General features: G+C 64.7%; 32 protein-coding genes. 10 read left to right on the top strand and 22 right to left on the bottom strand.

Features of this window, described 5'->3' with window-relative positions:
* The first annotated feature begins 19 nt into the window (after positions 1–19).
* Positions 20–406, top strand: a complete 387-nt coding sequence (locus AC3WMU_RS10965; RefSeq protein WP_006226920.1) for a Rieske (2Fe-2S) protein — start codon at positions 20–22, stop codon at positions 404–406.
* A 25-nt stretch (positions 407–431) separates the two neighbouring features.
* On the opposite strand, the gene AC3WMU_RS10970 is transcribed toward AC3WMU_RS10965, so the two are convergent.
* On the bottom strand, positions 432–1,415 hold the full coding sequence (locus AC3WMU_RS10970; protein ID WP_424625801.1) for a bile acid:sodium symporter family protein: 984 nt from the start codon (positions 1,413–1,415) through the stop codon (positions 432–434).
* 110 nt (positions 1,416–1,525) lie between these two features.
* Between AC3WMU_RS10970 and AC3WMU_RS10975 the strand changes: the two genes are divergently transcribed.
* Positions 1,526–2,368 (top strand): LysR family transcriptional regulator, encoded by an 843-nt coding sequence (locus AC3WMU_RS10975; RefSeq protein ID WP_006226922.1) that lies wholly within the window; start codon positions 1,526–1,528, stop codon positions 2,366–2,368.
* A 21-nt stretch (positions 2,369–2,389) separates the two neighbouring features.
* On the opposite strand, the gene AC3WMU_RS10980 is transcribed toward AC3WMU_RS10975, so the two are convergent.
* Positions 2,390–2,923, bottom strand: a complete 534-nt coding sequence (locus AC3WMU_RS10980) for an OsmC family protein (RefSeq protein WP_454676541.1) — start codon at positions 2,921–2,923, stop codon at positions 2,390–2,392.
* Positions 2,924–3,105: 182 nt separating this feature from the next.
* On the opposite strand from AC3WMU_RS10980, the gene AC3WMU_RS10985 reads away from it, so the two are divergent.
* Complete coding sequence (locus AC3WMU_RS10985) at positions 3,106–3,801, top strand: SOS response-associated peptidase (RefSeq protein WP_492282327.1); 696 nt, start codon at positions 3,106–3,108, stop codon at positions 3,799–3,801.
* A 70-nt stretch (positions 3,802–3,871) separates the two neighbouring features.
* On the opposite strand, the gene AC3WMU_RS10990 is transcribed toward AC3WMU_RS10985, so the two are convergent.
* The 8 genes from AC3WMU_RS10990 to AC3WMU_RS11025 all read right to left on the bottom strand — a co-directional run bounded on the left by AC3WMU_RS10990 (position 3,872) and on the right by AC3WMU_RS11025 (position 10,632).
* Entirely contained in the window at positions 3,872–4,060 is a 189-nt protein-coding gene (locus AC3WMU_RS10990; protein ID WP_006226925.1) for a hypothetical protein, read from the bottom strand.
* Positions 4,061–4,142: 82 nt separating this feature from the next.
* Entirely contained in the window at positions 4,143–5,255 is a 1,113-nt protein-coding gene (locus AC3WMU_RS10995; RefSeq protein ID WP_492282328.1) for a c-type cytochrome, read from the bottom strand.
* Complete coding sequence (locus AC3WMU_RS11000; RefSeq protein ID WP_006226927.1) at positions 5,249–6,040, bottom strand: ABC transporter ATP-binding protein; 792 nt, start codon at positions 6,038–6,040, stop codon at positions 5,249–5,251. The genes AC3WMU_RS10995 and AC3WMU_RS11000 overlap by 7 nt, the downstream gene beginning before the upstream one ends.
* Positions 6,034–7,047 (bottom strand): ABC transporter permease, encoded by a 1,014-nt coding sequence (locus AC3WMU_RS11005; RefSeq protein ID WP_006226928.1) that lies wholly within the window; start codon positions 7,045–7,047, stop codon positions 6,034–6,036. The genes AC3WMU_RS11000 and AC3WMU_RS11005 overlap by 7 nt, the downstream gene beginning before the upstream one ends.
* Positions 7,034–8,065 (bottom strand): ABC transporter substrate-binding protein, encoded by a 1,032-nt coding sequence (locus AC3WMU_RS11010; protein ID WP_035213963.1) that lies wholly within the window; start codon positions 8,063–8,065, stop codon positions 7,034–7,036. Before AC3WMU_RS11010 ends, AC3WMU_RS11005 begins: the two co-directional genes overlap by 14 nt.
* A 156-nt stretch (positions 8,066–8,221) precedes the next feature.
* Positions 8,222–8,527 (bottom strand): hypothetical protein, encoded by a 306-nt coding sequence (locus AC3WMU_RS11015; protein WP_006226930.1) that lies wholly within the window; start codon positions 8,525–8,527, stop codon positions 8,222–8,224.
* Positions 8,528–8,758: 231 nt separating this feature from the next.
* Positions 8,759–9,637 carry an N-formylglutamate amidohydrolase gene (locus tag AC3WMU_RS11020; RefSeq protein ID WP_280027804.1) on the bottom strand — a complete coding sequence of 293 codons (879 nt, stop codon included), beginning with the start codon at positions 9,635–9,637 and terminating at the stop codon, positions 8,759–8,761.
* 2 nt (positions 9,638–9,639) lie between these two features.
* Entirely contained in the window at positions 9,640–10,632 is a 993-nt protein-coding gene (locus AC3WMU_RS11025; protein ID WP_006226932.1) for a Bug family tripartite tricarboxylate transporter substrate binding protein, read from the bottom strand.
* A gap of 121 nt (positions 10,633–10,753) precedes the next feature.
* On the opposite strand from AC3WMU_RS11025, the gene AC3WMU_RS11030 reads away from it, so the two are divergent.
* Positions 10,754–11,689, top strand: coding sequence for a LysR substrate-binding domain-containing protein (locus AC3WMU_RS11030; protein WP_280027805.1), 936 nt, complete (start codon positions 10,754–10,756; stop codon positions 11,687–11,689).
* A 115-nt stretch (positions 11,690–11,804) separates the two neighbouring features.
* Here the strand turns inward: AC3WMU_RS11030 and AC3WMU_RS11035 are convergent, their stop codons facing one another.
* From AC3WMU_RS11035 to AC3WMU_RS11060, 6 genes are all read right to left on the bottom strand, one after another.
* Entirely contained in the window at positions 11,805–12,020 is a 216-nt protein-coding gene (locus tag AC3WMU_RS11035) for a hypothetical protein (protein ID WP_006226934.1), read from the bottom strand.
* Between the two features lie 102 nt (positions 12,021–12,122).
* Entirely contained in the window at positions 12,123–13,235 is a 1,113-nt protein-coding gene (locus AC3WMU_RS11040; protein WP_492282329.1) for an AGE family epimerase/isomerase, read from the bottom strand.
* A 148-nt stretch (positions 13,236–13,383) separates the two neighbouring features.
* Entirely contained in the window at positions 13,384–13,596 is a 213-nt protein-coding gene (locus tag AC3WMU_RS11045) for a hypothetical protein (protein WP_006218759.1), read from the bottom strand.
* A gap of 345 nt (positions 13,597–13,941) precedes the next feature.
* Positions 13,942–14,166: a hypothetical protein gene (locus AC3WMU_RS11050; protein ID WP_006226936.1), complete on the bottom strand. Its 225-nt coding sequence runs from the start codon at positions 14,164–14,166 to the stop codon at positions 13,942–13,944.
* 55 nt (positions 14,167–14,221) lie between these two features.
* A complete protein-coding gene (locus AC3WMU_RS11055; RefSeq protein WP_006226937.1) occupies positions 14,222–14,968 on the bottom strand; it encodes a sulfite exporter TauE/SafE family protein in 747 nt (248 codons plus the stop codon).
* 62 nt (positions 14,969–15,030) lie between these two features.
* On the bottom strand, positions 15,031–15,942 hold the full coding sequence (locus AC3WMU_RS11060; RefSeq protein ID WP_088590400.1) for a DMT family transporter: 912 nt from the start codon (positions 15,940–15,942) through the stop codon (positions 15,031–15,033).
* Positions 15,943–16,102: 160 nt separating this feature from the next.
* Here AC3WMU_RS11060 and AC3WMU_RS11065 point away from each other — a divergent pair, with 160 nt between their 5' ends.
* Together AC3WMU_RS11065 and AC3WMU_RS11070 are read left to right on the top strand one after the other, a co-directional pair.
* Positions 16,103–16,573: an Lrp/AsnC family transcriptional regulator gene (locus AC3WMU_RS11065; protein ID WP_006226939.1), complete on the top strand. Its 471-nt coding sequence runs from the start codon at positions 16,103–16,105 to the stop codon at positions 16,571–16,573.
* A 111-nt stretch (positions 16,574–16,684) separates the two neighbouring features.
* The gene (locus AC3WMU_RS11070) at positions 16,685–16,918 is read left to right on the top strand and encodes a hypothetical protein (protein WP_088590399.1); all 234 of its coding nucleotides are present in this window, start codon (positions 16,685–16,687) and stop codon (positions 16,916–16,918) included.
* A 64-nt stretch (positions 16,919–16,982) separates the two neighbouring features.
* Here AC3WMU_RS11070 and AC3WMU_RS11075 read toward each other — a convergent pair whose 3' ends face one another.
* The 3 genes from AC3WMU_RS11075 to AC3WMU_RS11085 form a co-directional block, all read right to left on the bottom strand.
* Positions 16,983–17,576: a BPSL1445 family SYLF domain-containing lipoprotein gene (locus AC3WMU_RS11075; RefSeq protein WP_006226941.1), complete on the bottom strand. Its 594-nt coding sequence runs from the start codon at positions 17,574–17,576 to the stop codon at positions 16,983–16,985.
* A gap of 156 nt (positions 17,577–17,732) precedes the next feature.
* Entirely contained in the window at positions 17,733–17,987 is a 255-nt protein-coding gene (locus AC3WMU_RS11080; RefSeq protein ID WP_006226942.1) for a hypothetical protein, read from the bottom strand.
* Positions 17,988–18,190: 203 nt separating this feature from the next.
* Positions 18,191–19,069: a MurR/RpiR family transcriptional regulator gene (locus AC3WMU_RS11085; RefSeq protein WP_006226943.1), complete on the bottom strand. Its 879-nt coding sequence runs from the start codon at positions 19,067–19,069 to the stop codon at positions 18,191–18,193.
* A 133-nt stretch (positions 19,070–19,202) separates the two neighbouring features.
* Between AC3WMU_RS11085 and AC3WMU_RS11090 the strand changes: the two genes are divergently transcribed.
* Both AC3WMU_RS11090 and AC3WMU_RS11095 read left to right on the top strand, forming a co-directional pair.
* Positions 19,203–20,201, top strand: a complete 999-nt coding sequence (locus tag AC3WMU_RS11090; protein ID WP_006226944.1) for a Bug family tripartite tricarboxylate transporter substrate binding protein — start codon at positions 19,203–19,205, stop codon at positions 20,199–20,201.
* Between the two features lie 11 nt (positions 20,202–20,212).
* Entirely contained in the window at positions 20,213–21,166 is a 954-nt protein-coding gene (locus AC3WMU_RS11095; protein WP_006226945.1) for a M14 family metallopeptidase, read from the top strand.
* Positions 21,167–21,238: 72 nt separating this feature from the next.
* Here AC3WMU_RS11095 and AC3WMU_RS11100 read toward each other — a convergent pair whose 3' ends face one another.
* Both AC3WMU_RS11100 and AC3WMU_RS11105 read right to left on the bottom strand, forming a co-directional pair.
* Entirely contained in the window at positions 21,239–21,673 is a 435-nt protein-coding gene (locus tag AC3WMU_RS11100; RefSeq protein ID WP_006226946.1) for a GNAT family acetyltransferase, read from the bottom strand.
* Between the two features lie 270 nt (positions 21,674–21,943).
* A complete protein-coding gene (locus AC3WMU_RS11105; protein WP_492282330.1) occupies positions 21,944–22,858 on the bottom strand; it encodes a PhzF family phenazine biosynthesis protein in 915 nt (304 codons plus the stop codon).
* A 201-nt stretch (positions 22,859–23,059) separates the two neighbouring features.
* On the opposite strand from AC3WMU_RS11105, the gene AC3WMU_RS11110 reads away from it, so the two are divergent.
* Positions 23,060–23,449 (top strand): hypothetical protein, encoded by a 390-nt coding sequence (locus tag AC3WMU_RS11110; protein ID WP_006226948.1) that lies wholly within the window; start codon positions 23,060–23,062, stop codon positions 23,447–23,449.
* Here the strand turns inward: AC3WMU_RS11110 and AC3WMU_RS11115 are convergent.
* Positions 23,446–24,138, bottom strand: a complete 693-nt coding sequence (locus AC3WMU_RS11115) for an alpha/beta fold hydrolase (RefSeq protein WP_492282373.1) — start codon at positions 24,136–24,138, stop codon at positions 23,446–23,448. The two genes, AC3WMU_RS11110 and AC3WMU_RS11115, sit on opposite strands and share 4 nt — an antisense overlap.
* Between AC3WMU_RS11115 and AC3WMU_RS11120 the strand changes: the two genes are divergently transcribed.
* The gene (locus AC3WMU_RS11120; protein WP_492282374.1) at positions 24,040–24,255 is read left to right on the top strand and encodes a hypothetical protein; all 216 of its coding nucleotides are present in this window, start codon (positions 24,040–24,042) and stop codon (positions 24,253–24,255) included. The two genes, AC3WMU_RS11115 and AC3WMU_RS11120, sit on opposite strands and share 99 nt — an antisense overlap.
* The last annotated feature ends 55 nt before the right edge of the window (positions 24,256–24,310 follow it).

Consider the following 24,310-nt stretch of genomic DNA (forward strand, 5'->3'; position numbering starts at 1 on the left):
TTTTCCTGGAAGGCCCGCCATGCACGATTCCCCCGCCGCCCCTGAAGTCCGAGTCTGTGCCGCCGCCGAGCTCGTCAACGGCGGGCTGGGCGTGAAAGTACCGGTGACGGACAGCGCAGGCCAGACCACCGCATTCTTCGTGCGCTACCAGGACCGCGTGCATGGCTACCTGAACCGCTGCGCCCACGTGGGCGTCGAACTCGACTGGGAAGGCAGCTTTTTCACGCGTGCGGGCGACCTGCTCATGTGTGCGCGCCACGGCGCCACCTACCAACCCGACACGGGCCTGTGCGTAGGCGGCCCCTGCAAGAACGGCCGCCTGGCCGTCTTGACCGTCACTGAGCGCGACGGCGACGTCTTCTGGCAACCCAGCGGCAAGATCCAGCCGCGGGACGAGGCCGCCTGACGGGGGCTGCCAGGCTCCTGCGTTCCTAGGCGCCGGCCACCGCCACCTGCGCCGGTTCCTGGCGCTCTGCGTACCGGCGCGCCAGCACCGCGCACACCATCAGTTGCATCTGGTGGAAGATCATCAGCGGCAGGACCACCACGCCCATTTGCGAGGTGCCGAACAGCACGGTCGCCAGCGGAATGCCCGAGGCCAGCGACTTCTTCGATCCGCAGAAAACCAGCGTGATCTCGTTTTCCTTGGACAGGCCCAGCTTGCGGCTGCCCCACGTCGTGATCAGCAACACGGCCCCCAGCAGCAAGGCATTGACCAGCACCATCGTAGCCAGGTCGATCGCGGGGAACGCATGCCAGATGCCCTGGGCAACGGCCTCGCTGAACGCGGTGTAGACCGCCAGCAGGATCGAACTGCGGTCCACCTTGGACAGGGCACGGTTGTTGCGTTGCGCCCAGGCGCCGATCCACGGCCGCAGCAGGCTACCCACAGCGAACGGCAGCAACAGCTGCAGCAGGATGCGGCCGGCATCGGCCAGCCCGTGCCCGCCGCCCTGGCGATGCAGCAGCACCGCCACCAGCAGCGGCGTCAGCACAGTGCCCAGCAGATTGGATGCCGTCGCCGCGCATATGGCGCCGGGCACGTTGCCACGCGCCATGGAGGTGAACGCGATGGACGATTGCACCGTGGACGACAAGGTGCAGACAAACAGCACGCCCAGCCACAGCGACGGCGTCAGCAAACCGGGGAACAGCGCCCGCAGCCCCAAGCCCAACGCCGGAAACAGGATGAAGGTGCACGCAAGGATCAGCGCGTGCAGGCGCACATCCTTCACACCCGCCACGATGGCGTCTGTGGACAGGCGCGCGCCATGCAGGAAGAACAGCAGCGAAATGGCCACATTGCTGGCCACCATCATGAAGGACGCGCCCTTGCCCACCGCGGGAAAGAAGCTGGCGAACACCACCGTGGCGATCAGGATGAGCGTGAATTGGTCGGGCAGGAAGCGGCGCATGGCGGTCGGATGGTCGAAAAGTTACGGGAACTATAGGCGCGCCCCTTGCCATCGTGAAGCCCACTGATTACTTTAACTGTCATCGGAAATTCCTATGACCAAACCGCGCCATGCTCAATCCCTTGTGGCTCAAGACCTTTGCCGCCGCCGCGGCCGCGCCCAGCTTCACCGAGGCCGCCCGGCGGCTGGGGCTGACCCAGCCCACGGTAAGCGAACACGTCCGGCAACTGGAGCAGGCGGTCAACCGCCGCCTGTTCCTGCGCGACACGCATTCGCTCACGCTGACCAGCGACGGCCGCAGCCTGCTGGTGCACGCGGAAATCATCCTGGATGCCCATGAACGGGCTGAAAGGCTGTTCGACGCGCCTCGGCTGCGCGGCCGCGTCCGCCTGGGTACGTCCGATGACCTGGCGATGGGGCCGCTGCCCGACGTGCTGGCGGCTTTCCGCCTGGCCCACCCCGAAGTGGAGCTGGACCTGACCATCGGCGTCACCAGCGAGCTCTACAAGCTGCTGGACGACAACGGCCTGGACGTGATGATCGGCAAGCGTCGCCGCGGCGACCGCCGGGGACAGACCCTGCACAAGGAAGCCCTGCTATGGCGGGCCAAGGAGGGCTTGCGCATCGCCCCCGACGAGCCCCTGCCGCTAATCCTCTTGCGCGAACCCAGCGTGACCCGCACGCTGACGCTGGATGCGCTGGCGCGCGCCGGCCGCAGCTGGCAGATCGTCTGCACCAGCACCAGCTACGCCGGCTGCCAGGCTGCCGCCCGCGCCGGGCTGGGCATCACGGTGCAGCCCTCGCACCTGTCCACCACGGGCCTGGCCGCCCCCGCGGGCGCAGGCCACTTGCCCGCCCTGCCGCAGGTGGAATTCATCGTCATCTCGGCGCCCGCGCCCAATAAGCCCACCCGCGCGCTCACCGAGATCCTGATGCGCAGCACGCTGACCTGAGCCGCCGCGATTGCCCGCCGCTTATTGCGGCGCCGGGCGCGTGTGCCGCACGCTGCCTTCCAGCGGCTGCGGCTGCTTGAGCAGGTTCAGGATGGGGCACCACTGCTCCACCGCCTCGTGCACGGCGCGCACTGCCTGCTCGTCGGCGGGCGACACGATGTGCGCCGTGTAGCGGATATTGTGCGGAAAGAACGGCACCTTCTCGTAGCCCGGCTTGCCGCCGCGCGGGTCCAGGTCGCCTTCAATCTCGACTTCCAGCGATTCCAGCGACAGTTCCAGCTCAGCCGCCTTGATCAGGAAGATGTGCGTAAGACAACTGCCCAGGGAGCCCAGCAGCAGCTCAGGCGAACTGGGCCCCAGGTCGTAACCGGCGAAGTCGGCCGGACTGTCGCTGACCACCTGATGGTCCCGGATGCGAATGCGGCGCACGCCGCTACGGCCCTCAGCGCTGACGTGCGCGCGCAGCTTCACGGGCTCCACGGTCTGCGGATCACGCCCGTTGCGAACCAGGACGGCCGCGCGTTTCTGGCCCAGATATTCGTTCAACGTACTCATCTTGAAGACCTCATCATGAAGAAAGGGTGCAAAGAAACCTGTCCACGATGATGGGTCGCAGGGCCGCCAAGGGGAACTATCTTGTCGGAATATCCGGATTCCGTGCGCTTATATGTCCCTCACTTATCGCGTCCGATTTTTCCCCTGCCGCGCCTATACTCGACGCAATAGCGGAGGTTTGCATGTGCAGCCACTACCAGACCTTGAAGGATGCCGAACTGCTGCTCAAGAAGTTCGGGGTGCGCGACAAGCCCGCGGCGCTCGGCATGTATGACGTGTGGCCCAAGCTTCAGGGGCTGTTCGTGCGCCGCCCGGTGGCGCATGACGCCGGCGATGACGCGGTGCCGGATCGCGAGGCGGTTCTAGGGCGGTGGGGGCTGATCAGCGCATCGACCCGGTCCAACGGACTGAACGATGCCGGCAAGCTGTCGACATTCAATGCGCGCGATGATCAAGTCGCCCGCGCCTTCACGTTCCGCGGCGCATGGCAGAAGGGGCAACGCTGCATCATCCCGGCCGAGGCGATCTTCGAACCGGATTGGCGGCCCGTTGACGAAGGCCTCAGCATGAAGTCCGTTGCAACGCGATTCACCCGCGCCGACGGCGCGCCCCTGGGCATCGCCGGCCTGTGGGACCAATGGCACGACGCCACGGGCCAGCGCCAGGAAAGCTACACCATGCTGACGGTCAATGCGGATGATCACCCGCTGTTCAAGCACTACCACCAGTCGGGTAAGGAAAAGCGCATGATCGTCATCCTGCCCGAAGGCGCCTATGGCGACTGGCTGACGGCGCCGGCCGAGGCGGCACGCGGTTTGCTCGTGCCCTTCCCCGCCGACAAGCTCGTCGCGACGCCGATGCCGACGCCAACGCCGTAACCGGCTCGCGCGCCGCTACCTATTCCCAGCTGGCCGGACGCTCCATCCCGGCCACGCATGGGAGGGGCACTTATGACTCCCGCTGGTTGGATGCGGGCGTGCCTACCGGCTCTTCAGGTTCCAGTTCAGCCAGTTCTTCCGGCTGTGCTTCGTCTTCGGGAAGGTCGGAGTCGTCGTCCGCATCGTCTGGAAGATCCAGCTTTTCCTGTGAATCGGGATGCTCGGGCTCAATGGGCGGATTGGGTAGGGATGTGTTCATGTCGCTTCACCTTGATCGGCCGAATGGCCGCGCCCTTTCCCCGCAAGAAGCGCTCCCAACCTGGTGACCGGTTTCGCGGGATTCAAGGAGACCTCTGCGGCAAGGCTATCGGTGCCCGATCCATCGCCAGCAATAGGTCACCCAATCCGCCCTTGGCCCCGCCCTCCATCCGCCCGCCCGGCCCGCAGACGTTGTCCGCGCTGGTCCAGGCGGGCGCCGCGCCAGGCAGGCGGCGCGCACGCAACCAGCCTCGCCGGTCCACCATGAACTGCGCGCCCGACAGCGCCTCGGGGGGCACACCTGCCGCCAGGGCATAGGCATCCCAGGCGCCGCGATCCGCCGCCACGCAGTCGGCATTGACCTCGCCTGGCGCGCCGCGCGTCAGGGCAATCATCAATATGCGCGGGTCCTGCGGTTCGTCCGGCGCGTCGGGTGCATGCGCCACCACACGCAACGGCAGGCCGCGCAATCCGCTCAGGCTGTCCGCGCGCCCATCGCGGCAGGCCAGATGCACGACCGGCGCCGGGATGGCCGGCATGCCTGTGCCACCGCTTGTTCCATAGGCGCGCAGTCGCAGGTAGTCCAGCACGCGCCAGATGTCATCAGCGCTCAACACCGCTTTAAAGCCATGCATGGCGGACGCGGCCGGCGTCTTGCCGCCTTGAGCCACGTGCCAATGCAATTCGCCTTCCAGGCGGTTGTCGAAAAGCGGCGCGCCCAACACGCTGGGCCAAGTGGGCAAGCTGGCCGCGCGCGGCCCACGGCCATCGGCCGCCGCGCCATGGCAGCTTGCGCACTGCGCCTGATACAGCCGCCCGCCCTGCAGCACGTTGGCGTCCGAAAACGCCAACGGTGAACGCTGATACGACGTGCTGTGCGCCTCGGTCAGCAGCATCTGCGGACGCGGCCACTGCGTGCTGAAAGCCAGCACGACGGCCACGGCCAGCAGGCCGTAGCGCCAGCGCCTGGAAAACAAGGCGCACACCAGCAACACCAGCGCGGCGCCGCTCTGCGCCAATGCCAGCCATAGCTGCCGCCAGGTGTGGGGGCTGACGGGCAGGTCGGGGTCATATCGCCAGGCGAAAGGCCAGTGGGAAATCGCCAGCGCCGCTTGCGGTTGCCGCCAAACCGCCACGGCAACCGCAACCCCCAGCAAGCCCAGCACGGCCAGCGCCAGCCCCAGTTTCCTCACCACGTCGCATCCAGCCCCAGCAAGGACAGTGCGCGATGGCGCAATTGCGCCAGCTTCGGATCGCCCCGGTGCCGCGGGTAAGGCAGGTCGTTGATGATCTCGTCCTTGATCCGCGCAGGCCGTTCGCTCAGCACCACGATGCGCGACGCCATGAACAGGGCTTCCTCCACGTCGTGCGTCACCAGCAGGGCCGTAAACCCCGCACGTTGCCACAACTCCACCAGTTCGGATTGCATGGCGATGCGAGTCAGCGAATCCAGCTTGCCCAAGGGCTCGTCCAGGATCAGGATGCGCGGGTCGTTGACCAGCGCGCGGGCCAACGCCGCACGCTGCGCCATGCCTCCCGACAGCTGATGCGGATACGCCTTGCTGAAGGAAGCCAGGCCCACACGCTGCAAGGCGTCATCGACGCGATGGCGCTCGGTCTTCAACAGGCCACGCGCCTGCAGGCCCAACGCCACGTTGTTCCAGACGGTGCGCCAGGGGTACAAGGTGGGATCCTGGAACACGACGATGCGCGAAGGCGACGGCCCGTCGATCGGCTCGCCATCCGCCAGCAAGTCGCCTTGCGCGGGTGGCTCCAGACCCGCCACCAGCCGCAACAGCGTCGATTTGCCGCAACCGCTGGGCCCCAGCAGCGCCACGAACTCGCCCGGCTTGACCTCCAGGTCGATGCTGTCGAGCACCGGCAAAGCGGTGCCGTCCAGATCGAAATGATGATTCACGCCCTGCACGGCCAACGCCGCGCCGCGGTGGATGGGCGCTTGCGCCACGGCTGTCGCTACCATTTCACCACTCCTTTCTGCCAGGCCAGGAGGCGGTCCCGCCCCAGGAACAACAAAGTGATCAGCCCCGAGAACACCAGCGCCATGACAAAGAGCGCGCCGTACATGTTGGCGTAGGACGCCCAGCCTTGCGCCCAGGACAGGTACCAGCCCAGCCCTGATTTCACGCCCATCATTTCCGCGGCCACCAGCACCGAGAACGACGCGCCCAGCCCCATGAACAGGCCTACGAAGACCTGCGGCAAGGCGGCCGGAATCGCCACGCGCAACACCAGGAACCATTCGTTGGCGCCCATCGTGCGCGCCACGTCGTAGTAGGCGCGGTTCACGCCCGCCACGCCCGACCAGGTCAGCACCGTCACCGGAAACCACGTCGCCAGCGCGATCAGGAACACCGCCGCCGACCAGCTGGAGGGAAAGAAAAAGAACGCCATCGGCAGCAAGGCGGTGGACGGCACCGGCCCCAGAAAGCGCAGCACCGGATGCACCCAGTAGCCCAACCCGCGCGACCACCCGATCGCCACGCCCGTCAGGAAGCCGGCCGCCGCTCCCAACACGAAACCATTGGCCAGCAGCCACAGCGAATTCACGAGGCTGTCGCCCAAGCGCTTGTAGTCGGTGACGTAGACCTCGATCAGCGACTGCGGCGGGGCGAAGAACGGGCTGGGCAGCAGCGCCAGTTTCGCCGTCGCGATTTCCCACGCGCCCACCGCAACCGCCAGCGCCAGCAGCCATGGCCCGGCGCGGCGCAAGGCGCGCACCGGCCGCGCCTGCTCTGCGCCCGACACCGCCACCAGCAGAAGCAGCGCCGCCAGCGCCAGGGTCGCCACGCCGAACTCCTGCGTGTAGCCCCATGACGAGAAACCCACCTCCACGTTCGGCCAGCCCAGCGTCACGCCGCCCACGCCCGCCCACACGGCGGCGGCGGCCACGCCCGTCTTCCACAAGCGCCAGCCCGGCGCCAGCGCCGCGCCGCCCGCGCGGGCCGGCAATGCATCAGCCGAGGACATTGGGCACCACCACTTGCGCGTATTTGTTGATGTCCAGATTCGCGCTCAGCACCTTGATGGTCTTCAAGTCCTTGGCGTAGCCCACGATCTCCTCGCGCAGCGCGGACCCCGTGGAGGCATGCCCGTGGCTGTGGCTGCGCAAGATCGCGGCCACGCGCTCGGCCGGTACCTTGCCCGGCACATAGGGTGCGAAAATGCGCGCCGTCTCATCGGGGTTGGACGCGGTCCAGCGTTGCGCGTCGATCACCGCGCGCGTGATGGCCGCGGCCGCCTCGGGATCCTTGCGCACCAGGTCGCCGCGCAGGCCCAGCACGCAGCAGGTGCGGTTCTCGTAGTCGCCTTCGATGTTGGTTGCGATCTCGCGCAGCTTGTTGTCTTCGCGCAGCGTGTAGATCAGCGGATCGTCGCCGGCGATGGCATCCACCTCGCCTTTTCTCAGCACCTCGCCGAACAGATCCTGCGGATACTGGCGCCAGTCCACGGACTCGGGGTCGATGCCCAGTTGGGCCACGCGGATCGCAAAGAAATTCTTCACCGGGCTGGCCTGATCCGACACGGCCACGCGACGGCCCTTCAAATCGTTCACGCTCTTGATGGGCGAGTCTTCGGCCGTCAGCAAGCGCATGCAACCGCCGTGCGTGCCCACCGCCAGCTTCACGTCAAAGCCCTGCTCCAGCGGCTTGAGCCACCGCAGCGCCATGCCGATGCCGCCGTCGGCATGGCCGGTGGCGATCGCCTCCAGCAGCTGGTCGGTCGACCCGCTGAAATTGATGCGTTCGACCTTCAACCCATATTTTTCGAAGAAGCCGCGCTCAAGCGCCACCGACACGGGCGATTGGCAGACGGCGGTCTGGCTCCACGCGATCTTGAACGTGCGCGGCGCCGAATCGGCCGCCAGTACGCGAGAGCCCAGCATGCCCAGCGGCGCGGCCAATCCCGCGACGCTTGCCGCGCGCAACAGGGCGCGGCGTGAAACTCCCCGCGCGGTAAGCGCTGGAGCATGGACGTTCGTATTCATCAACCTTCCTTTTGAGCAGACTGTGAATGGCGATGATTGCCATGCGGCATCATCAGCCTGCTGTCAGGGGTTCGACAAATACAAAGTCGGGATAACAATATGGGGTCCGACGCCGGCAATCACCGTTGCCGACCCGACTTCGCCCGCCCTCGCGCGCTATTCGGGCAGGGGGTCCGGTACCCCCTCCTCGTCCACGTTTTTGACGCGATCCAATGCGTTGCGCGCCGCCGACATAGCTTCGATCGTGCTGCGAAAGCGCCGGCTGACGAAGATTTCGAAAGGCTGGCCTTCGGGCTTGTCCGCTTCCGGTTGCGCCGGCTCGGCCGCCTCGGCACCCGCGTCTGCAGGCTTCGCCTTGGGCGCAAGACGCCGCGTCTCCAGAAACGCCCGCGGGGGGATGCGGCCCTCGGGTTGCGTCGCGTACGCAACCACCGAAAATCCGTTGATCGTCTTCTCTAGCATTACGGTTCCCTATCGCCGCGGCCAAGATCGGCGCAGCTCGTTGTTAGCGACAACGGCCCGGCAGAAGAAAACTTAAATGCCCGAAAACCCTGCTGCCACGCCGTTCCCGTCGACGCAGGGCCGCCGCCCCAGGAGCAAGCGCTTGTTCGCTCGGACAAGTGCGCTGGAAAAAATAAACCGGAATTGATCTGCATCAATTCCGGCTTCGGGCACCGCAACACACACGCGAATCTATTTTGTCGACGTAACGGCATTCATGCGCACGCGCACATAGTCCGCCACCTGCTCCAGCACCTGCGACAGATGCCCGCGCAACAGCTCGAATCCTGCGTTGCGCTCGCGCGTGGCCTCGTCCATGTACAAGGGACGCCGGATCTCCACTTGCAGGCTGTGCCGGTTCAGCGCCGGTTGCCCGATCTGCGCGATCAGCTGCACGCCCTTGTAGGGGTCGTTACGCGCCACCGTGTACCCCAGATCGCGCAAGGCCTTCTCGATCAGCGCAATGAACTCAGGCTCGCAGGTCGTGCCGTCGCGATCGCCCAGCACGAAGTCCGCCAGCGGATGCTCGCTTTGCCGGCCCAGGCGCTCGTAGGCGTCATTGGGCATGGAATGCAGGTTCAGGTGCCAGACCGCGCCAAACCGCTCCTCGACCCGGCTGATCGCCTGCGACAGCGCCGCATGGTAAGGCTCGTAATACGCCTGGATGCGGTGCCGTACTTCTTCCAGCGTCAGCTTGCGGTCATAGATCGGCGTGGCCTTGTCCATCCGGCGCCAGATCAGGCCCTTGCCCAAGCGGGTCTTCTCGCCCGGCGCAATCGGCTCGGGCCAAGGCTCGGCCAGCAGTTCCGGGTCCAGGTCCTGCAAGGTCCGGTTCGGGTCGATATACACGCGCGGGAAGTTGGCCGCGATCAGCGTGGCTCCCAGCTGAGGCGCCGCCGACCACAACGCGTCCACGTGCGTGTCTTCGCCCTGGCGCAGCTGCGAACGCGTCGCAGCGGCCCCGAAGTCATCCGGATAGTGCTCTCCGCTATGGGGCGAATCACAGACCAGCGGCAAGGCCGGCCCTTGGGGTTCATGCACGGAAACCGCGTTGAAATCGGCGTGTGTCATTGTCAGTCAGCCTGAATGTTGGCGGCCTTGGCCACCTTGGCGTATCGGGCCAGGGCCTGTTCGATCTGGACCTGGAACTCTTGCGGGGTCGTCGGCATCAGCGTACCACCCACATCCTCGGCCTTCTTGCGGAACTCGGGGTCCTTCATCGCCGCACGCACCGCCTGGTTCAGGCGATCGACCACGGCAGGCGGCGTGCCCGCCGGCGCCACCAGGCCAAACCAGCCGCCCGTGCCCATGTCGGGGTAACCCAGCTCGATATAGGTGGGCACGTCAGGCAGCAGCGGCGAGCGCTCGGCGCCCAGCACGGCCAGCGCACGCAGCTTGCCGCCCAGCACTTGCGGCAAGGTCGACGACAGGTTGTCGGTGATGGCATCCACCTGGCCGCCCATCACGTCGTTCAGGGCCGGCCCCGCGCCGCGGTAAGGCACGTGCAGCAGCTTGATGCCGGACAGCATCATGAAATTCTCGATGTTCACGTGGCCCAGCGATCCCACGCCCGGCGACGCGAAGCTGTACCGGTCAGCCGGCGCCTTCTTGGCCAAGGCCACGAATTCCGCCATGTTCTTGGCCGGCAGGTTCGGATTGATCGCAAGGATGCTGGGCACGGCCAGCACATTCGCCACGGGCACGAAATCCTTGACCGGGTCATAGTTCATCTTGCGGTAGACGGCCGGGTTCGAGCCATGGGTGCTCATCGTGGCCATGCCGATGGTGTAGCCATCCGGCGTGGCCCGGGCCACCTGTTCCATGCCCATCGAACCGCCCGCGCCCGCCTTGTTTTCGACCACGATGGTCTGCTTCAGATCGCGGCCGGCGTATTCCGCCACCAGACGGGCGACGATGTCGGTCGATCCACCGGCGGCGAACGGCACCACCAGCTTGATGGGACGGGACGGATAGTCGGCGGCTTGGGCCAAACCGGCAAAGGACAACGTGGCGAACATGCCGGCAAGCGCGAAACGCGCGGACCGGCCCAACAGGCGGCGGGACATGGGGCTACTCCGAAAGAAAAAAGTCGTTATGGATCTGCAGAGACGGCCGCCAGTGTCCAAACTTTACGATCTCCTTTCAAACGACTATATTGCACTCCTTCATTACCAAAGATCATGCTCAATGCGCCTGCACTCGCCGTCCATGTCGGAGCTGCATGCCTTCATCACGGCAGCGCGCCTGGGCAGCTTCACGCAAGCGGCACAGACGCTGTGCGTGACCCAAGGCGCCATCAGCCGCGCCATCTCCCGCCTGGAAGCGCATTTCGGCCAGCCCCTGATGCACCGGAACGCGCACGGACTGACCCTGACCGACACCGGCCGCAAGCTCTACGACGGGGCGCAGACGCCGTTACAGGCGATTGAAGCGCTCAGCACTGAGCTGCGGGCCGACGAGCGGCGCTTTCGCCTGACGCTGTCCACAGTACCCACGCTGGCCAGCGCCTGGCTGGTGCCCCACCTGCCGGATTTCCACCGGCGCCATCCCGAAATCCAGCTGAGTTTCGCGGCCTACCGCCGCAACGAGGATTTTTCCGGCGCAACGCCCGATGCCAGCATCCTGTCCGGCACGCCCGAACAGTGGCCGGGCTGGCATGCCGACTACGTCATCGGGCGGGAAATGGTGGTGATCTGCCACCCGGGCAGGCTGGCGGCAAGGCAAGCCCAAGGCCTGTGGAACACGCCTCACGGGCTGCTCGGCGAACCGCTGCTCTACCACTCCAACGGCAAGGACAATTGGGCGCAATGGTTCACCGCGGCGGGCGTGCCGCGCGACGACGTAACGCTGTCCAATGGATTCGACCAGGTGTCCATCCTGGTCCGTGCCGTCATGACCGACATGGGGATCGCGGTATTGCAACGCTGCCTGGTGCGTGACGAGCTTCAGTCGGGCCGCGTGGCTGCGCCCTTCCCCCATCTGCCCATCCGGCTACGCCGTGGCTACCACCTGTGCGCGCCGGCCCAGCGCCGCGACCACTACGCGCTGGCCTGCTTCCGGCAATGGCTGCTGGAGACCGCCAGCGCAGATCCGGATGTCGCGGCGGCGGATCCCGCCCGCTAGAACCCGCCGGCAGCAGGATGGATGCACGAAGTTTCAGATGGCGGCCGCAATATATTGCAAAATGAAACGGGCCTCTTTCCAGAGGCCCGCTTTCAATGCGACAACGCAACGCGACTCAGGGCGCCAGCTTGAAGCCCAAGTCCACGCCCCACTTGTCGGTTTCACGCAGCCATTTCGCGCCGCAGTTCAGGCAGCGGAAATGGTCTTCACGGCTTTCCTCACGCCCTTTCTGGGTCGGATTGGTGAAACCTTGATGTCCCAGGTGCGAATGCGGCGCAACGCCCGACAGCCCCGGGTTAATGCGTTGGCAAGCCAAGCACATAACGCTCATTGATGCTTCCCCACAAACAGTGTTAGCAAATTGTAAGGGATTTCACCAATGTTTTTCTATCAATTCATGACAACACAAGGACAATAATTGTTAACGGGGCAATTAAACAACGCCCGGCAACGCCGCTAGACAGGTCGCCAAATGGTAGGGCGACGTCGACGGCATGTCGGCGCGCACCACCGCCCCGCTGGCATCCAGGCACTCGAACCAGCCCCCGTCGTGCAGGAATCGGGCCCGGAAACTGGCCAACCCTGCCGCCAGCGCCGGCCAATCGCCCAGCACCGCCAGGACCCGCAGGTACTCCGTCTGGGCCCAGATCCGCCGCGTATCGTCAATGACCGCGCCGGACTCATCCAACGACGCCAGCACGCCAGCCCCCCCGACATCCGCGCCATGCCGGCGGGACCACTGCACCGCGCGCGGTAGCGACTCCGCCAGATCCAGTCCGTCGAACACCTCGGCCGCGCCGTGCACCAGCGACAGCCACTCGAACTGGTGCCCAGGCTCCAGCCGGTTGTCTGCCGTGCCCTGCAACGCTTCAGAAATGCACTGGGTGGGCGGATGCACGAAGAACTGGCTTATCGCTTGCGCGAGCCCGCGCAAATGTTGGGCGAACAGCGCCGGCTCGGCCACCTGGGCCGCGGCCAGATAGGCCTCGGTCAGATGCATCATGGGATTCTGCGCGGGCGGTCGCAGCGGCTGGCTCAGGTCAGAGCTGAGCGCGGCGTGGTATAGCCCGTCACGGGTCTTGAAGCGCGCCTCGATCGTCGAGGCGGTCGTCAGCATGAGCTTGCGCGCATCGGCGTTGCGGCTGCGCTGGAAATAGGCCGCGCAGGCCAGCACGACGAACGCATGCGTGTACAGATCCTGGGTTTCATCAAGCGGACGCGCATCGGCGTCCACGCTGTATCGCCATCCGCCATGAGCCTCGTCGCGGAACACGCGTCGCAAGGAATCAAACAGGCGGTCGGCATGCTGAGCGCAGGCCGCGCCCGGCGCTTGCGCAAACACATACAACTGGCGTGCGCACGCCATCGCGCGATAGCGCACGGGCGCAAGCGGCGCACCCGTCGCGGCGTCCAGCGATTCATAGGGCAGACCGGTTGCGTCATTGAAGCCCTGCCCCATCCATAAGGGCAGGATGACACCGTCGAAATGCTCGCGCAGCGCGCGGATGTGCTCCGCGAGAGAATGATTGGTCTGTGCGGCAGTCATCTTGGAACGACGCATACCCGAATAGGGCCCCAGGTTTTGGAGCAGCAACGATAACCGAAATTTTCGTCGCAAACTTTCGAGCATTCTCCGCAGCGTCATGCGCGCACAGACCGGTTTGACCGCTTAGCTTCGCCCAGGGCGGAATGCCCTATCGGAAGATATTTTCCTCGACCCAGTTCTGCGCGAAGATTTCCGCGCGATCACGTGCTTCGTCCAAGGAAGCGCAGTTGCCCAAGTGGGAAAATGCGGCATCCACTTCGGTGCCGCCCTCGGCCGTTACCGTCAGCAAAACGCCATATCCGCCGGTATCCATGGCCGCTGTGGAAACGTCGATCAGTACTTCCTGGTCACGATGCTGCATGTGCTACCTCCCAGTCGGTTACCTAAACGCGTGAACCACGCGTGACGTGGCGGGAGCAGAAATCCCGCATGAATGAATAGACCTGAAAGCGTCACGCAAGTTCATCTTACTGGCGACGCAGCATGTGCGATACGTCTGGAAGATGCCAAATCGAACATTCCGTCTCAGGAGATTCCCGTACTGCCCCGCCAATACCCATGAACTCGCGACATACAGCGAAATCATTCGCAAACTATGCGGAAATTCGGGTGTCTGCGCGCAACACGCCGCCTTTGCTGAGAGGATTGATTGGGGGCAGGAATGGGGAGTCGAGTCGCCGGCAATCACTGCCAGCGTCCTATCCCGTCAGCGCACATGTATAGCGCCGGGCTCTTCCATGCGGAGGGCCAGCTTGCCCTTTTCGGTGATCAGCCAGCGGCCATCTGGGCCCGCCTGAACGCAACGCAAGGTCACCAGCGCCTTCGCGACTTCGTCGGGCACGTCGACTTGAGCGGTATCAGGCTCGGAATTGTCAGCGACAAGTCGCAGCCAATGACCCAATTCGCCCTTCTGGAAACGATGCAATGCCATGCGTGATTCTCTCTTGAATGCCTCAACGATAGCATGCCGGCCCAGGCGCTTGCCGCTAGGCCAGCAGCTTAGGCACGGACGAGGCCAGCAAGGCAATGCCCGACAGCGTCAGCAGGCCCAGCACAATCCGGCGAAAGGCAAGATCGCTGATGCCGACGTACAGGCGCGCCCCCAGCAAAGTGGGCACCAGCATCGCGGGCACGATCATGGCGAACAGCGGCAACATGTCCCGCGTGACCACGCCCGTGAACACATAGGTCGCCATCGTCACTGCCAGCATGGACAAATTGAAATTCTGGATCACCGAGCGCTGCACGTCGCGGTCGAACCCCCGCAAGGTGCACCACAACGTCGGGATGACGCCCGTGAACCCGCCGATGCCGCCCATGATGCCGCCCACCGCGCCCGCCACGCCGTCGGCCACTTTGCCGCCAGCGGTGATCTTCGGCAGGCGCGTCGCGAACAACATGACCGGGCACCAGATGCCCAGCAGCGCGCCGATGAAAGCCTTGAATATCAACGGTTCCAGATGCGGCAAGAGCATGACGCCCAGCGGGATGCCCAACAGCCCGCCTGCGATGAAAGGCAGCAGATGCGTCATCGCGAAACCGCGCCGTACCGTGAACGCGGCCAGCAACTGTCCGGTCAACGAGCCGAACACGGCCATCGCGGCCGCCAGCCTGGGGTCAATGGTCCACGCCCAGAACGACATGGCCACCATCCCGAACCCGAATCCCGACAAGCCCTGCACAAACCCTGCGGCCATGGCGCCGACCACGACCAACACATATAGCGAATCCATTTACGCCCTGCACCCAGATCACGTGCCAGGCCCTCCCCGGCGCGAAACCATTCTAGAGCGTTCTAGGATGGACGCAGCACCATCGGCCGCTTCAAGCGCGACGCCACGGCAGACGCAGCCACGCTCGCACCGATCAGCGACAGGCCCAGCGCCAGGTCGGCCGAGATGCGCTCATGGAACACCACCGACGACACGACCAGGCCGATCACCGGTACGCACAGCATTGCGATGGACGTGGCCACGGGCGGCATCTTCTGCGTCATGCCCAGCACGACGATGAAGGTCAGCGCGGTGGCCAGCGGACCCGTGTAGAGGATGATGGGCCAGGCGTCCGGCACCGCCAGAAAGGCTGGCGCGCCGTCGCGCACCCAGGCCAGCACGGCCAACGGCACGGTGGCGATGGCGGTCTGCCACGGAATCATGTCCGCCCCCAGTCGCACATGGCGATTGCCGCGCAGCTGGATGATGTTGCACGCCCACGCGAACGAGGCGCCCAGCAGCATCACCAGCCCGATCACCGTATGCGCCTGCCACGGGCTGAAGGCCGGCGCGACGATCACGCCGATGCCCGCATAGCTCAGTGCGGTGGCCAGCCATTGCCCCGCCGACAGGCGTTCTTTCAGGATCAGCGCCGACAGCGGTATTACCCAGATCGAGGTGGCGTACGCAATGACGGACGCACGCCCGGGCGCCACGTATTGCAGGGCCCACAGCGCCAATGCCGTGAAGGCGCCCATCTGCAGCAACGCCACGCCCGCCACCAGCGGCCATTCCTGGCGCGTCGGCAAGCGCAAGCGCCCCATTGCACCCAGCACCAGCACGCTGATCAGCGCCGCCGATCCGAAGCGGCTGGCGGCCAGCCACAGCGGGCTCATGTGCGCCAGGCCCAACTTCATGACCGGCCAATTACCGCCCCAGACCATGACCGCCCCGATCAATGGCAAAAACTTGCGCAACGTGCTTTGCTGACTCATTACTGCTCGATCTACCGCTTGATTATTCTGCGCTTTGGCCGATTGACCAAAGGAAGAAATAGTCTATAGGGTAAACCCCGGCATATTTCACCTCAATTCACTTCGATACACTACATCCCCAGCACAAATGAACTGTCAATCGATTCCACCTAGGTGACTTATGCCGGAAATTAACCTGGATGCCACTGACATCCGAATTCTGAACGAACTCCAGCGCGATGCGCGCCTGACCAACGTCGAACTTGCCGCGCGCGTAAACCTGTCGGCCTCGCCCTGCCTGGCCCGGGTGCGCCGCCTGGAAACCGAGGGTCTGATCGATCGCCGGGTCACGTTGCTGAACGCGCGCAAGCTGGGGCTGAAAGTCAACGTGTTCATCCAGATCTCATTGGACAAGCAGCGCAAGGCGGCACTCGACGTCTTTGAACGGGAAATCGCGGTGCTGCCGGAAATCATGGAGTGCTATCTGATGTCGGGCGACGCCGACTACCTGATCCGCGCGTTGGTGCCGGACGTGGATGCGTTGGAACGCCTGATCGTCGAACACATCACGCGCATCCCGGGGGTCGCCAGCATCCGCTCAAGCTTCGCGCTCAAGCAGGTGCTGTACACCACCGCCGTTCCGCTCGCCTGATACGGCGCGTCGCTTTCGGAAACTTGCGGGATGCCGCCCGCGCCCGCACAATGAACGCGTCGGCGCGATCGCGCGCCGGCATCCCTCCCATCGCTTAGCAAGGAGCAAACCATGCCCGAAACTGAATGGTTCCCCGGCGGCACGCTACCCGATCGTCAGGGCTACTTTGAAGTGGAATTCGACACAGGCGAAACTGAAATCACGCGCTACGGCATGCTGGGTTGGGAACCCGAGCAAGACCGCGGCCGTATCGTGCGCTGGCGCGGCCTGGACCCGAACATCGAAGAAGCCGAAATGCAACGCGAAAACGCCGTACGCAACAACGGCGACACCCTTCTCGGCTGAAGAGCCACGCAAAACAAAACGCCGCGGAAATTTCCGCGGCGTTTTGTTTTTCAGCGTTGCGCGCTTACCAGTCGAGCTTGGAGATCTTGGTGCCGGCCAGCGACACGCCTGCCATCAAGCCGCCGTTGTTCATCACGAAGCCGACAACGGGCTGCTGCGCCGTATTGGTGTCGATACGGCCGTTCGCGCCGATATTCACAACGGCCACCGTGGCGTCGGCGCCGACGGTCCAACCGCTGCTATTGCGGAACTTGTTCAATGCATCGTCCGTCATGAACAGCAGGACCATGGCCTTGGATTGCGCACCGGCCTGGAAGCCGACGGAACCCGCAGTCGTGCTGTAGTAGCCCGCATTGGCGCCGCCCACGCGCAGCACCCCATTACCATGCTCGGCGCCCACAATGAAGCTGCCGCTCAGGACGTCAGGGAACACCAGCACGCCCCTGGCGCGCGCCACCAGTTCCTTGGATTGCGGCGAGGCCGCGTACAGCTTGGTCAACGTGGCATTGGCCGCGCTGTTCATCGACTCGCGCTTCTCCGATGATGTCGCGGTGTTTTTGGGGGTGTTGGTGGTGCAGCCCGCGAACAGCAGGCCTGCTACACCGATGGTCGCGGCCGCCAGGCCAACACGACGCAGGACAGGAAAAGTATCAAACATGGAACTCTCCTTTATTGTTGTCTTCCACTAGCACTGTACCGGCCAAACTAGTCGGCACAAGGCACACGTTGTGATAAACGAAACAAAACCTACCTGTTGCCGCTTTCCACACGCGGGCAGCAACATTTGGTAGGGCAATTGCCCCGGCCCGCGCAGTTATAGGATGCCATAACGCGGCTCGCCCGTCGCCTCGTCCACCGAAACGATCCCGGAGAGGACCAGTTCGGCATGGCGCCTGGCTACCGCCGCATCTGCGAATGTCACGAATCTGGGTAATGACCAGCGCTGTTGAAAATCGCCATCGCCTGATCGGCGAACCGTGACCTCGATGGCCAGCACCCCGGCATCCAGACTCACGATCTCGCATCCCACTTGAAAGCCATCGATATGGCGCTGCGGCCACGCGCTCATGCTTATTGCTCCTGAAATGGGTGTATCCGGGCGCAATATGCCAAAAAAAAAAGCGCTTGAAAAGTGATCCTTTCAACGGGTCACAGTGCACTAATCGAGGTAGTGCAAACGCATCTTGCAGACGAGAAAAAACAGGTGAAAACGGGCCTTTGAATGCCAACGGACCATTTTTTCGGATTGCCCCAAACCGAGGGAGGATTCCGTTACTTCGCGGACGAACCCTCGTTCGCCGGCCGGATCCACTTTGACTCCCACAGGTCTTCGCCGCGCTCCAACGCCGCGCCCAGCTCTTTGCGGCGGCGCTGCGCGACAGCGGCCAGCAGCGCATTGCATACCGAGAAGGCCGCGGTATAGGAATCGAACGGCGATGCGCTGGAGCTGCGTGCGACCAGCACGTGATGGGCGGACGCGGCCGCGGGCGCGGACGCCGCATCCGTGATCAACACCACTTTACCCCCGCGCTGCCGGAACACCTTCACCGCATTCGCCGTCGCAACCGAATAGCGTCTGAACGTGAATGCCAGCAGCACATCGTTGCTGTCGATCCAGAGCAGTTGGTCTTCCAGGAACATCGGCCCTGCGCCGCCCATCGGCCTGACCGACGGCAGGCACAGGTTCAGGTAGAGCGCCACATGGCTGGCCAGTGGCGCGGCCTGCCGCAAGCCCAGCACATGCACGCGGCCCTTGCGTTGGGTCAGCAGGCGCACGGCGGATTCGAACGCGGCCACATCGATCGCCGCAAAGGTCTCTTGCAGGTTGTGCTGGTCATGCAGCAGCGCGTTCTGCAGACAGGCCCGCGCCGACGGATTGTCGGCGCTGACCGCATCCGCGCGTTCGCCCGGCGAGGCCAGGCGCGCGGTCACCTCCGAGCGCGCTTCCATTTGCGCCTGCGCATAGCTGTCGTAGCCCAGCTTGGCCAGCAAGCGAACAACCGTGGACGCGCTGGTGCCAACCCGCTTGGCCAGCGCGGTAGCGGATTCCAGCAGGCTTTGCGGGTAGCGCGCCTGCATTTCCTCGACCAGCAGGCTTTCCGTCTTGCTGAGTTTCTTGGCGTAGGTGGCGATGCGTTGATTCAGATTCATGATGGCAGCGATTCCGCAAGGGGCAGCTCTAGGTGATAACCCCAAATTCCACAATATTCTTTGCATCTTATATTTGACTCTGCAATGCATATTGCAAAATAGACCAATCTGACCGCCTTCACAAGAGAGCTTCATGAAGCACCACTCCGCTGCGCCGTCCCTGATGCGCCGCAGCCTCGTCCTTGCCGGCCTGGGCGCCGCAGTCCTGCCCCTGGCCGCGCGTGCCAACGCCTATCCTTCCCGCCCCATTACGCTGGTCGTGCCGTTTCCCGCAGGCGGATCCGTCGATCTGATCGGCCGCATCTATGCCGAAGCGCTGGGCAAGGCGCTGGGCACCACGGTCATCATTGAGAACCGCGACGGCGCCGGCGGCGCCATCGGCAGCCAGCGCGTGGCGCGCGCCAAGCCGGACGGCTATACGCTGGTCGCCTCGTCGCAAAGCTCGCATCTGGCCAACCCGCTGATGCGCAGCGACCTGGGCTACGACCCGATCAAGGATTTCACGTCCATTTCGCAGTTGTCGCGCACGCCCAATGTGCTGGTGACCAACATCGACGTGCCCGCCAAGACCTTGGCCGAATTCGTGGCCCTGCTCAAGGCACGGCCCGACGAGTTGCACTACGCCACGGCCGGCATCGGCAGCATGGGCCAGCTCAATGCGGAACTGTTCAAGAACACGCTGCAGGTCCAGGCCATGCACGTGCCCTACCGCGGCGGCGCGCCCTTGATCAATGCCCTGCTATCCAACCAGGCACAGTTCGCGCTGGACAACCTGGCGCCCTTCCTGCCGCACATCCAGGTCGGCAAGATGCGCGCCCTGGCCGTGGCGGCGCCCAAACGCCTGGACGCGCTGCCCGACGTACCCACGTTCGCCGAACTGGGCTACCCGGTGCTCAACGCGATGTCGTGGATCGGGTTGGCCGCCCCAGCCGGCACGCCGGACGACATCATCCAGACCCTGCTGGCCGCGGTGCGCACCGTCGCCAGCCAGGACGGCATGCCGCAAGCCCTGGAGAAGGCCGGCGCCCTGCCCCCTGAAAACCAAACCCCGCAACAGTTCACCACCATGATGAGCGAACGCCTGGCGCTGTATAAAGACCTGATCGACCGCGCCGGCATCCGCCCCGAATAGGCTTCCATCCCATGCAAAACCCCGCTTTCGAACCCGACACCGCCCCCCTTGAAGTCTTGCCCCGCGACCTCTCGGCATACCGCGAGGGCAACACCGGCATCCCGTACGTCCACCGCTTCGAGTCGGGCGTGCCCGGCCCCCACGTGCTGATCAACGCCATCACCCACGGCAACGAGATCTGTGGCATGGTCGCCGCGACCCATCTGCTGGACACCGGCGTGCGACCCAAGATCGGTACGCTGACGGTCAGCTTCGCCCACGTCGAAGCCTACGAGGCCTTCGACATCAACCAGCCCTATGAAAACCGCCAGCTCGTTCACAACCTGAACCGCATCTGGTCGGCCGCCATGCTGGATGGCACTGAAGACAGCCCCGAACTGCGCCGCGCCCGCGAACTGCGCCCGGTGCTGGACGCCGCTGACTTCGTGCTGGACATCCACTCGACCCGCGCGCCCGTACAGCCCTTCTGGGTCTACAACGAGATGGACCGCAATACCGCGCTGGCCTCCGCCGTCGGCGCGCCGCTCGTGCACCTGGTGATGCCGCAGCACAAGTTCCCGGGCACGGGCGTCATGGGCTACGGCCATCACGGCGATCCGCTGTCCGACAGCGGCGGCGCGCTGGTGGTGGAATGCGGCCAGCACTTCGCCAAGTCCGCCGCTGAACTGGCGACCGACGTCACGCTGCGGTTCCTGGCGCACACGGGCCTGATCGATGCCCCGGCCGACGCCACGCCACCGCCCGCGCCGCAGCGGTACCGGCTGCTGGAAGTCCACATGGTGAAGTCCGAAGACTTCCATTTCACCCGCCCGGTCATCGGCTTCGAGACCTTCGACAAGGACGAGCTGATCGCCATGAACGGCACCGAAGAAATCCGCTCGCCGTGCAACAACTGCACGATCTTCATGCCGACCCGCATGCCGATCGTCGGCCGCGAAGCCGTCTACCTGACGGTCGCGATCTAAGCTGAATCGCCGGCAGCGTGCTGCCGCGCACATGAAAAAGTCCGACACCAGCGCGTGCCGGACTTTTTCATTTCAAATATCCGGGATCAAGCGCTTGCCCAGGCTGATCACCTCGTCGCACGAAAAGCCCAGCGATTCGTAAAAGCCTTGCACCGCGACGTTGCCCGAGCGGATCAAGAGGTTGATCTTGGGGCACCCCATCTCCAGCAGCTTGCGCTCCACCGCGCGCATCAGCACGGTGGCATAGCCGCGCCGCTGATGTGCGGGCGATACGGCCAAATAGTTGATCCAGCCGCGGTGGCCGTCATAACCGCCCATCAGCGTGCCCACGATCACGCCGTCCGCTTCACCCACCAGAAACAGGTCGGACTGCACGGTGAGCTTGCGGGCGATGTCTTTTACCGGATCGTTCCACGGCCGCGTCAGGCCGCAATCGCGCCATAGCTGGACGATGGCCGACTCGTCGGCGGGATGGTAGGGCCGGATGGATAGGGCTTGCTGGGTCATGCTTCGTTCCTTGGATGAGGGAAACGAAGGCCTTGCGATACGCCTCGCGAGCGGGAACGGATAAAGCACAAACAAAAAGGCCACGAGGGGTATCGTGGCCTTCAAGGTGAAGCGCCGAAGACTCGGCGCCTGAACGTGACTTGCCACTCAACGTAGTCGTCGAGTGATTCGTCGGTTATCTGCCCGGCACGCCGGCGCAAAGGGGATCGCGTTCATGCGAAAGAGCATACACGAGCCCGCGCGCGGCAGGCAAGATCCGGCTAGTGCCCGTCAGGCGATGGCAGGCGTGGGCAGCGTTCCTTCCATGACGATGACCGCCTGGCCCGCCACCCCCGCCCATACGCCGTCGGCGCGCGGCTCGGCATGCGCCAGCAACAGGCTGGCGCGGCCCATGTCCACGCCCTGCCCCACGCGCAAGTGCAACGTCCCCTCGCCGCGCAGCGCCGCGCGCAACGCCGTCATCGCCGCCGTTGCGCTGCCCGTGGCGGGATCTTCCGTCATGCGTCCGGTGAACATCCGAGCCTGGATGTCCGTCGGCGCGTCCACGGTGTCCCCCCCGGTATCGGTCGTGTACACATAGATGGACTTCGCGCCATCCAGCGGCAGCAGGGCCGCATAGCCATCAGAATCCGGCGCCGCGCGGCGCAGGGCATCCCGGCTGCGTAATTGCACGACCAGGAAGATCAGCCCCACCGAGACCACCTGCGGAGCGTGCTCGGACGTGTCGATATCGGACGGCGCAAGCTTCAACGCCCGGGCCACCGCCGCCACCGGCGCCTCGCTGGCGCGGGACAAGGGCTGCGGCGCCAATAGCTCTACGCCTTCCACGCCCTTGGCGCCCGATTTCAACGAGATCCGGACCAGGCCGGCAGCCTCTTCGAAAATGAACGAGTCCGGCGCCGGGCGTCCAGCGGCGATCATCTCGCGAGCCAGCACCACCGCAGTGCCCACGTTCGGGTGCCCAGCGAAAGGCACCTCACGATCCGGCGTGAAGATCCGCACCCAAGCGGTATGCGCAGGGTCTTTCGGCGGCAGCACGAAGCTGGTCTCCGAATAATTGAATTCACGCGCAATACGCTGCATCTGCGCAGTTTCCAAGCCGTGGGCATCCAGCACCACCGCCAATGGGTTGCCGCTATAGGGCTGGGTGGTGAAAACATCGGCGGTGACGTATCGGTAGCACATGGGAGCTTCTCTTGTCCAAGGGGAAAGCGGCAGTATGCAAGGCCTCCGCCTGCTCGCGACAGGCACAGATCGGAAGAACTTTCGTCATAACAGCGCTGTCCCCCGCCTGCTCAAACACCCGGCCCGGCGCCCGCGTCGAGTAACCTGTCTTCCAAGGACGCATCTGCGCCCCGATGCACGCTTACCCGAAAGGAATACACCATGGAAAACCCTTTTGGCGACTCCGACGAACCCTCCAGCGACCACCGGCAATATCTGGTCCTGATTTCGGCTTCGAAAGACAACGCCTCACTCGCCCAGAAGCTGCTGGAAAACCTGAAAAAACACGTCGACGAACGGGCCGCGCCCTTGTGGATCGACGCCAAGGGCATCGGCGTGCTGCTAACGACGGATCTGGTCGCGTCCGACATCTGGCGTGAAATGTTCCAGAAGGAACCGGGCCAGGACTACGGCGACACCCGCAACATGCTGGTGCTGGAAATCGGCAAGGATTGGGCCGCCCGCCGGGACGACAAGATCGAACACTGGTTGGCCAGCCATGTCGGCAATCCGCTGCCACCCGCGCCACGGCGGGCAGACAAGCGGCGCTAAATGAAATCCGCCAGCAGGCGTGAGATCACTTCGGGCTGATCCAGGCTGGGCAAGTGGGCCGCGCCAGGTACTTCTTGCCCGGCGCCGTCGCTGATCAGCGTCGACACCCGCCGCGACCGCTCCTGGATGTGGGGAAAGTCGAAACTTCCCCACATCACCAGCGTCGGCACGGTGATCTCTCCTATTCGGCCAAACGTATCCACGGCATCCAGGCTGGCCCCCGCCGGCGTCGATCGCATTGCGGTGCCATGCATGTCCAGGAACAGTTGCCTGGCTGAGCCACCCACTCGTCCTTCGGCTTCTCGCGGCCCGTCCAGAAACAGACGCGCCTTCATCGCATTCACCTGGTCCAGGTCCCCGCTGACTTCGGCCTGCTTCAACGCCGCCATTTGCGCCTGCACGCCGGGCGGATAAGCCGCCTCTGGCGCGCCCGGCACCGTCGGCGCAATCAGCGCCAGGCGACGGACCCGGGCGGGATGCAGAAGCGCCGTGTCCAGCGCGATGCGCCCGCCTTGCGAGCACCCCACCAGCGTCACCGCCTTGCCATCTGCAACGGCATCCATCACCGCCAACAGATCGCCCACGGCTGAATGGTCCTCCGTTTCTGCGCGCGTCTCGCCGAAGCCGCGACGGTCGTACGCAATGGCTTGATGCGTCGCGCCAACGGCGGCCATCTGCGCCCGCCACATCCGGCGGTCACAAATGGCCGCGTGCAGGAAAATGACCGGATCACCGGCGCCAACAACTTCCACGGCCAACAGGGCGCGGCCGGATTTGATCTGATGCGTGAAAGCCATAGTGGATGACGTCAGGCGTCGGGAGGGAGGGCGAAGCGACCAATATACCCCTGCCCCACACAAC

This window comes from Achromobacter sp. FW305-C-13, from assembly GCF_058783475.1.

What these genes read in the sequence shown, in the direction of transcription:
- AC3WMU_RS11075 (WP_006226941.1), bottom strand. Translation starts at nt 17,576, where the DNA reads ATGTTTGATACTTTTCCTGTCCTGCGTCGTGTTGGCCTGGCGGCCGCG.
- AC3WMU_RS11050 (WP_006226936.1), bottom strand. Translation starts at nt 14,166, where the DNA reads ATGGCATTGCATCGTTTCCAGAAGGGCGAATTGGGTCATTGGCTGCGA.
- AC3WMU_RS11110 (WP_006226948.1), top strand. Translation starts at nt 23,060, where the DNA reads ATGGAAAACCCTTTTGGCGACTCCGACGAACCCTCCAGCGACCACCGG.
- AC3WMU_RS11000 (WP_006226927.1), bottom strand. Translation starts at nt 6,040, where the DNA reads ATGGTAGCGACAGCCGTGGCGCAAGCGCCCATCCACCGCGGCGCGGCG.
- AC3WMU_RS11100 (WP_006226946.1), bottom strand. Translation starts at nt 21,673, where the DNA reads ATGACCCAGCAAGCCCTATCCATCCGGCCCTACCATCCCGCCGACGAG.
- AC3WMU_RS11030 (WP_280027805.1), top strand. Translation starts at nt 10,754, where the DNA reads ATGCGCCTGCACTCGCCGTCCATGTCGGAGCTGCATGCCTTCATCACG.
- AC3WMU_RS11040 (WP_492282329.1), bottom strand. Translation starts at nt 13,235, where the DNA reads ATGACTGCCGCACAGACCAATCATTCTCTCGCGGAGCACATCCGCGCG.
- AC3WMU_RS11020 (WP_280027804.1), bottom strand. Translation starts at nt 9,637, where the DNA reads ATGACACACGCCGATTTCAACGCGGTTTCCGTGCATGAACCCCAAGGG.
- AC3WMU_RS11045 (WP_006218759.1), bottom strand. Translation starts at nt 13,596, where the DNA reads ATGCAGCATCGTGACCAGGAAGTACTGATCGACGTTTCCACAGCGGCC.
- AC3WMU_RS10990 (WP_006226925.1), bottom strand. Translation starts at nt 4,060, where the DNA reads ATGAACACATCCCTACCCAATCCGCCCATTGAGCCCGAGCATCCCGAT.
- AC3WMU_RS11085 (WP_006226943.1), bottom strand. Translation starts at nt 19,069, where the DNA reads ATGAATCTGAATCAACGCATCGCCACCTACGCCAAGAAACTCAGCAAG.
- AC3WMU_RS10970 (WP_424625801.1), bottom strand. Translation starts at nt 1,415, where the DNA reads ATGCGCCGCTTCCTGCCCGACCAATTCACGCTCATCCTGATCGCCACG.
- AC3WMU_RS11005 (WP_006226928.1), bottom strand. Translation starts at nt 7,047, where the DNA reads ATGTCCTCGGCTGATGCATTGCCGGCCCGCGCGGGCGGCGCGGCGCTG.
- AC3WMU_RS11065 (WP_006226939.1), top strand. Translation starts at nt 16,103, where the DNA reads ATGCCGGAAATTAACCTGGATGCCACTGACATCCGAATTCTGAACGAA.
- AC3WMU_RS10985 (WP_492282327.1), top strand. Translation starts at nt 3,106, where the DNA reads ATGTGCAGCCACTACCAGACCTTGAAGGATGCCGAACTGCTGCTCAAG.
- AC3WMU_RS11025 (WP_006226932.1), bottom strand. Translation starts at nt 10,632, where the DNA reads ATGTCCCGCCGCCTGTTGGGCCGGTCCGCGCGTTTCGCGCTTGCCGGC.
- AC3WMU_RS11120 (WP_492282374.1), top strand. Translation starts at nt 24,040, where the DNA reads ATGGTCCTCCGTTTCTGCGCGCGTCTCGCCGAAGCCGCGACGGTCGTA.
- AC3WMU_RS11010 (WP_035213963.1), bottom strand. Translation starts at nt 8,065, where the DNA reads ATGAATACGAACGTCCATGCTCCAGCGCTTACCGCGCGGGGAGTTTCA.
- AC3WMU_RS10965 (WP_006226920.1), top strand. Translation starts at nt 20, where the DNA reads ATGCACGATTCCCCCGCCGCCCCTGAAGTCCGAGTCTGTGCCGCCGCC.
- AC3WMU_RS11070 (WP_088590399.1), top strand. Translation starts at nt 16,685, where the DNA reads ATGCCCGAAACTGAATGGTTCCCCGGCGGCACGCTACCCGATCGTCAG.
- AC3WMU_RS11095 (WP_006226945.1), top strand. Translation starts at nt 20,213, where the DNA reads ATGCAAAACCCCGCTTTCGAACCCGACACCGCCCCCCTTGAAGTCTTG.
- AC3WMU_RS10980 (WP_454676541.1), bottom strand. Translation starts at nt 2,923, where the DNA reads ATGAGTACGTTGAACGAATATCTGGGCCAGAAACGCGCGGCCGTCCTG.
- AC3WMU_RS11015 (WP_006226930.1), bottom strand. Translation starts at nt 8,527, where the DNA reads ATGCTAGAGAAGACGATCAACGGATTTTCGGTGGTTGCGTACGCGACG.
- AC3WMU_RS11115 (WP_492282373.1), bottom strand. Translation starts at nt 24,138, where the DNA reads ATGTGGCGGGCGCAGATGGCCGCCGTTGGCGCGACGCATCAAGCCATT.
- AC3WMU_RS11080 (WP_006226942.1), bottom strand. Translation starts at nt 17,987, where the DNA reads ATGAGCGCGTGGCCGCAGCGCCATATCGATGGCTTTCAAGTGGGATGC.
- AC3WMU_RS11060 (WP_088590400.1), bottom strand. Translation starts at nt 15,942, where the DNA reads ATGAGTCAGCAAAGCACGTTGCGCAAGTTTTTGCCATTGATCGGGGCG.
- AC3WMU_RS11105 (WP_492282330.1), bottom strand. Translation starts at nt 22,858, where the DNA reads ATGTGCTACCGATACGTCACCGCCGATGTTTTCACCACCCAGCCCTAT.
- AC3WMU_RS11090 (WP_006226944.1), top strand. Translation starts at nt 19,203, where the DNA reads ATGAAGCACCACTCCGCTGCGCCGTCCCTGATGCGCCGCAGCCTCGTC.
- AC3WMU_RS11055 (WP_006226937.1), bottom strand. Translation starts at nt 14,968, where the DNA reads ATGGATTCGCTATATGTGTTGGTCGTGGTCGGCGCCATGGCCGCAGGG.
- AC3WMU_RS10975 (WP_006226922.1), top strand. Translation starts at nt 1,526, where the DNA reads ATGCTCAATCCCTTGTGGCTCAAGACCTTTGCCGCCGCCGCGGCCGCG.
- AC3WMU_RS11035 (WP_006226934.1), bottom strand. Translation starts at nt 12,020, where the DNA reads ATGAGCGTTATGTGCTTGGCTTGCCAACGCATTAACCCGGGGCTGTCG.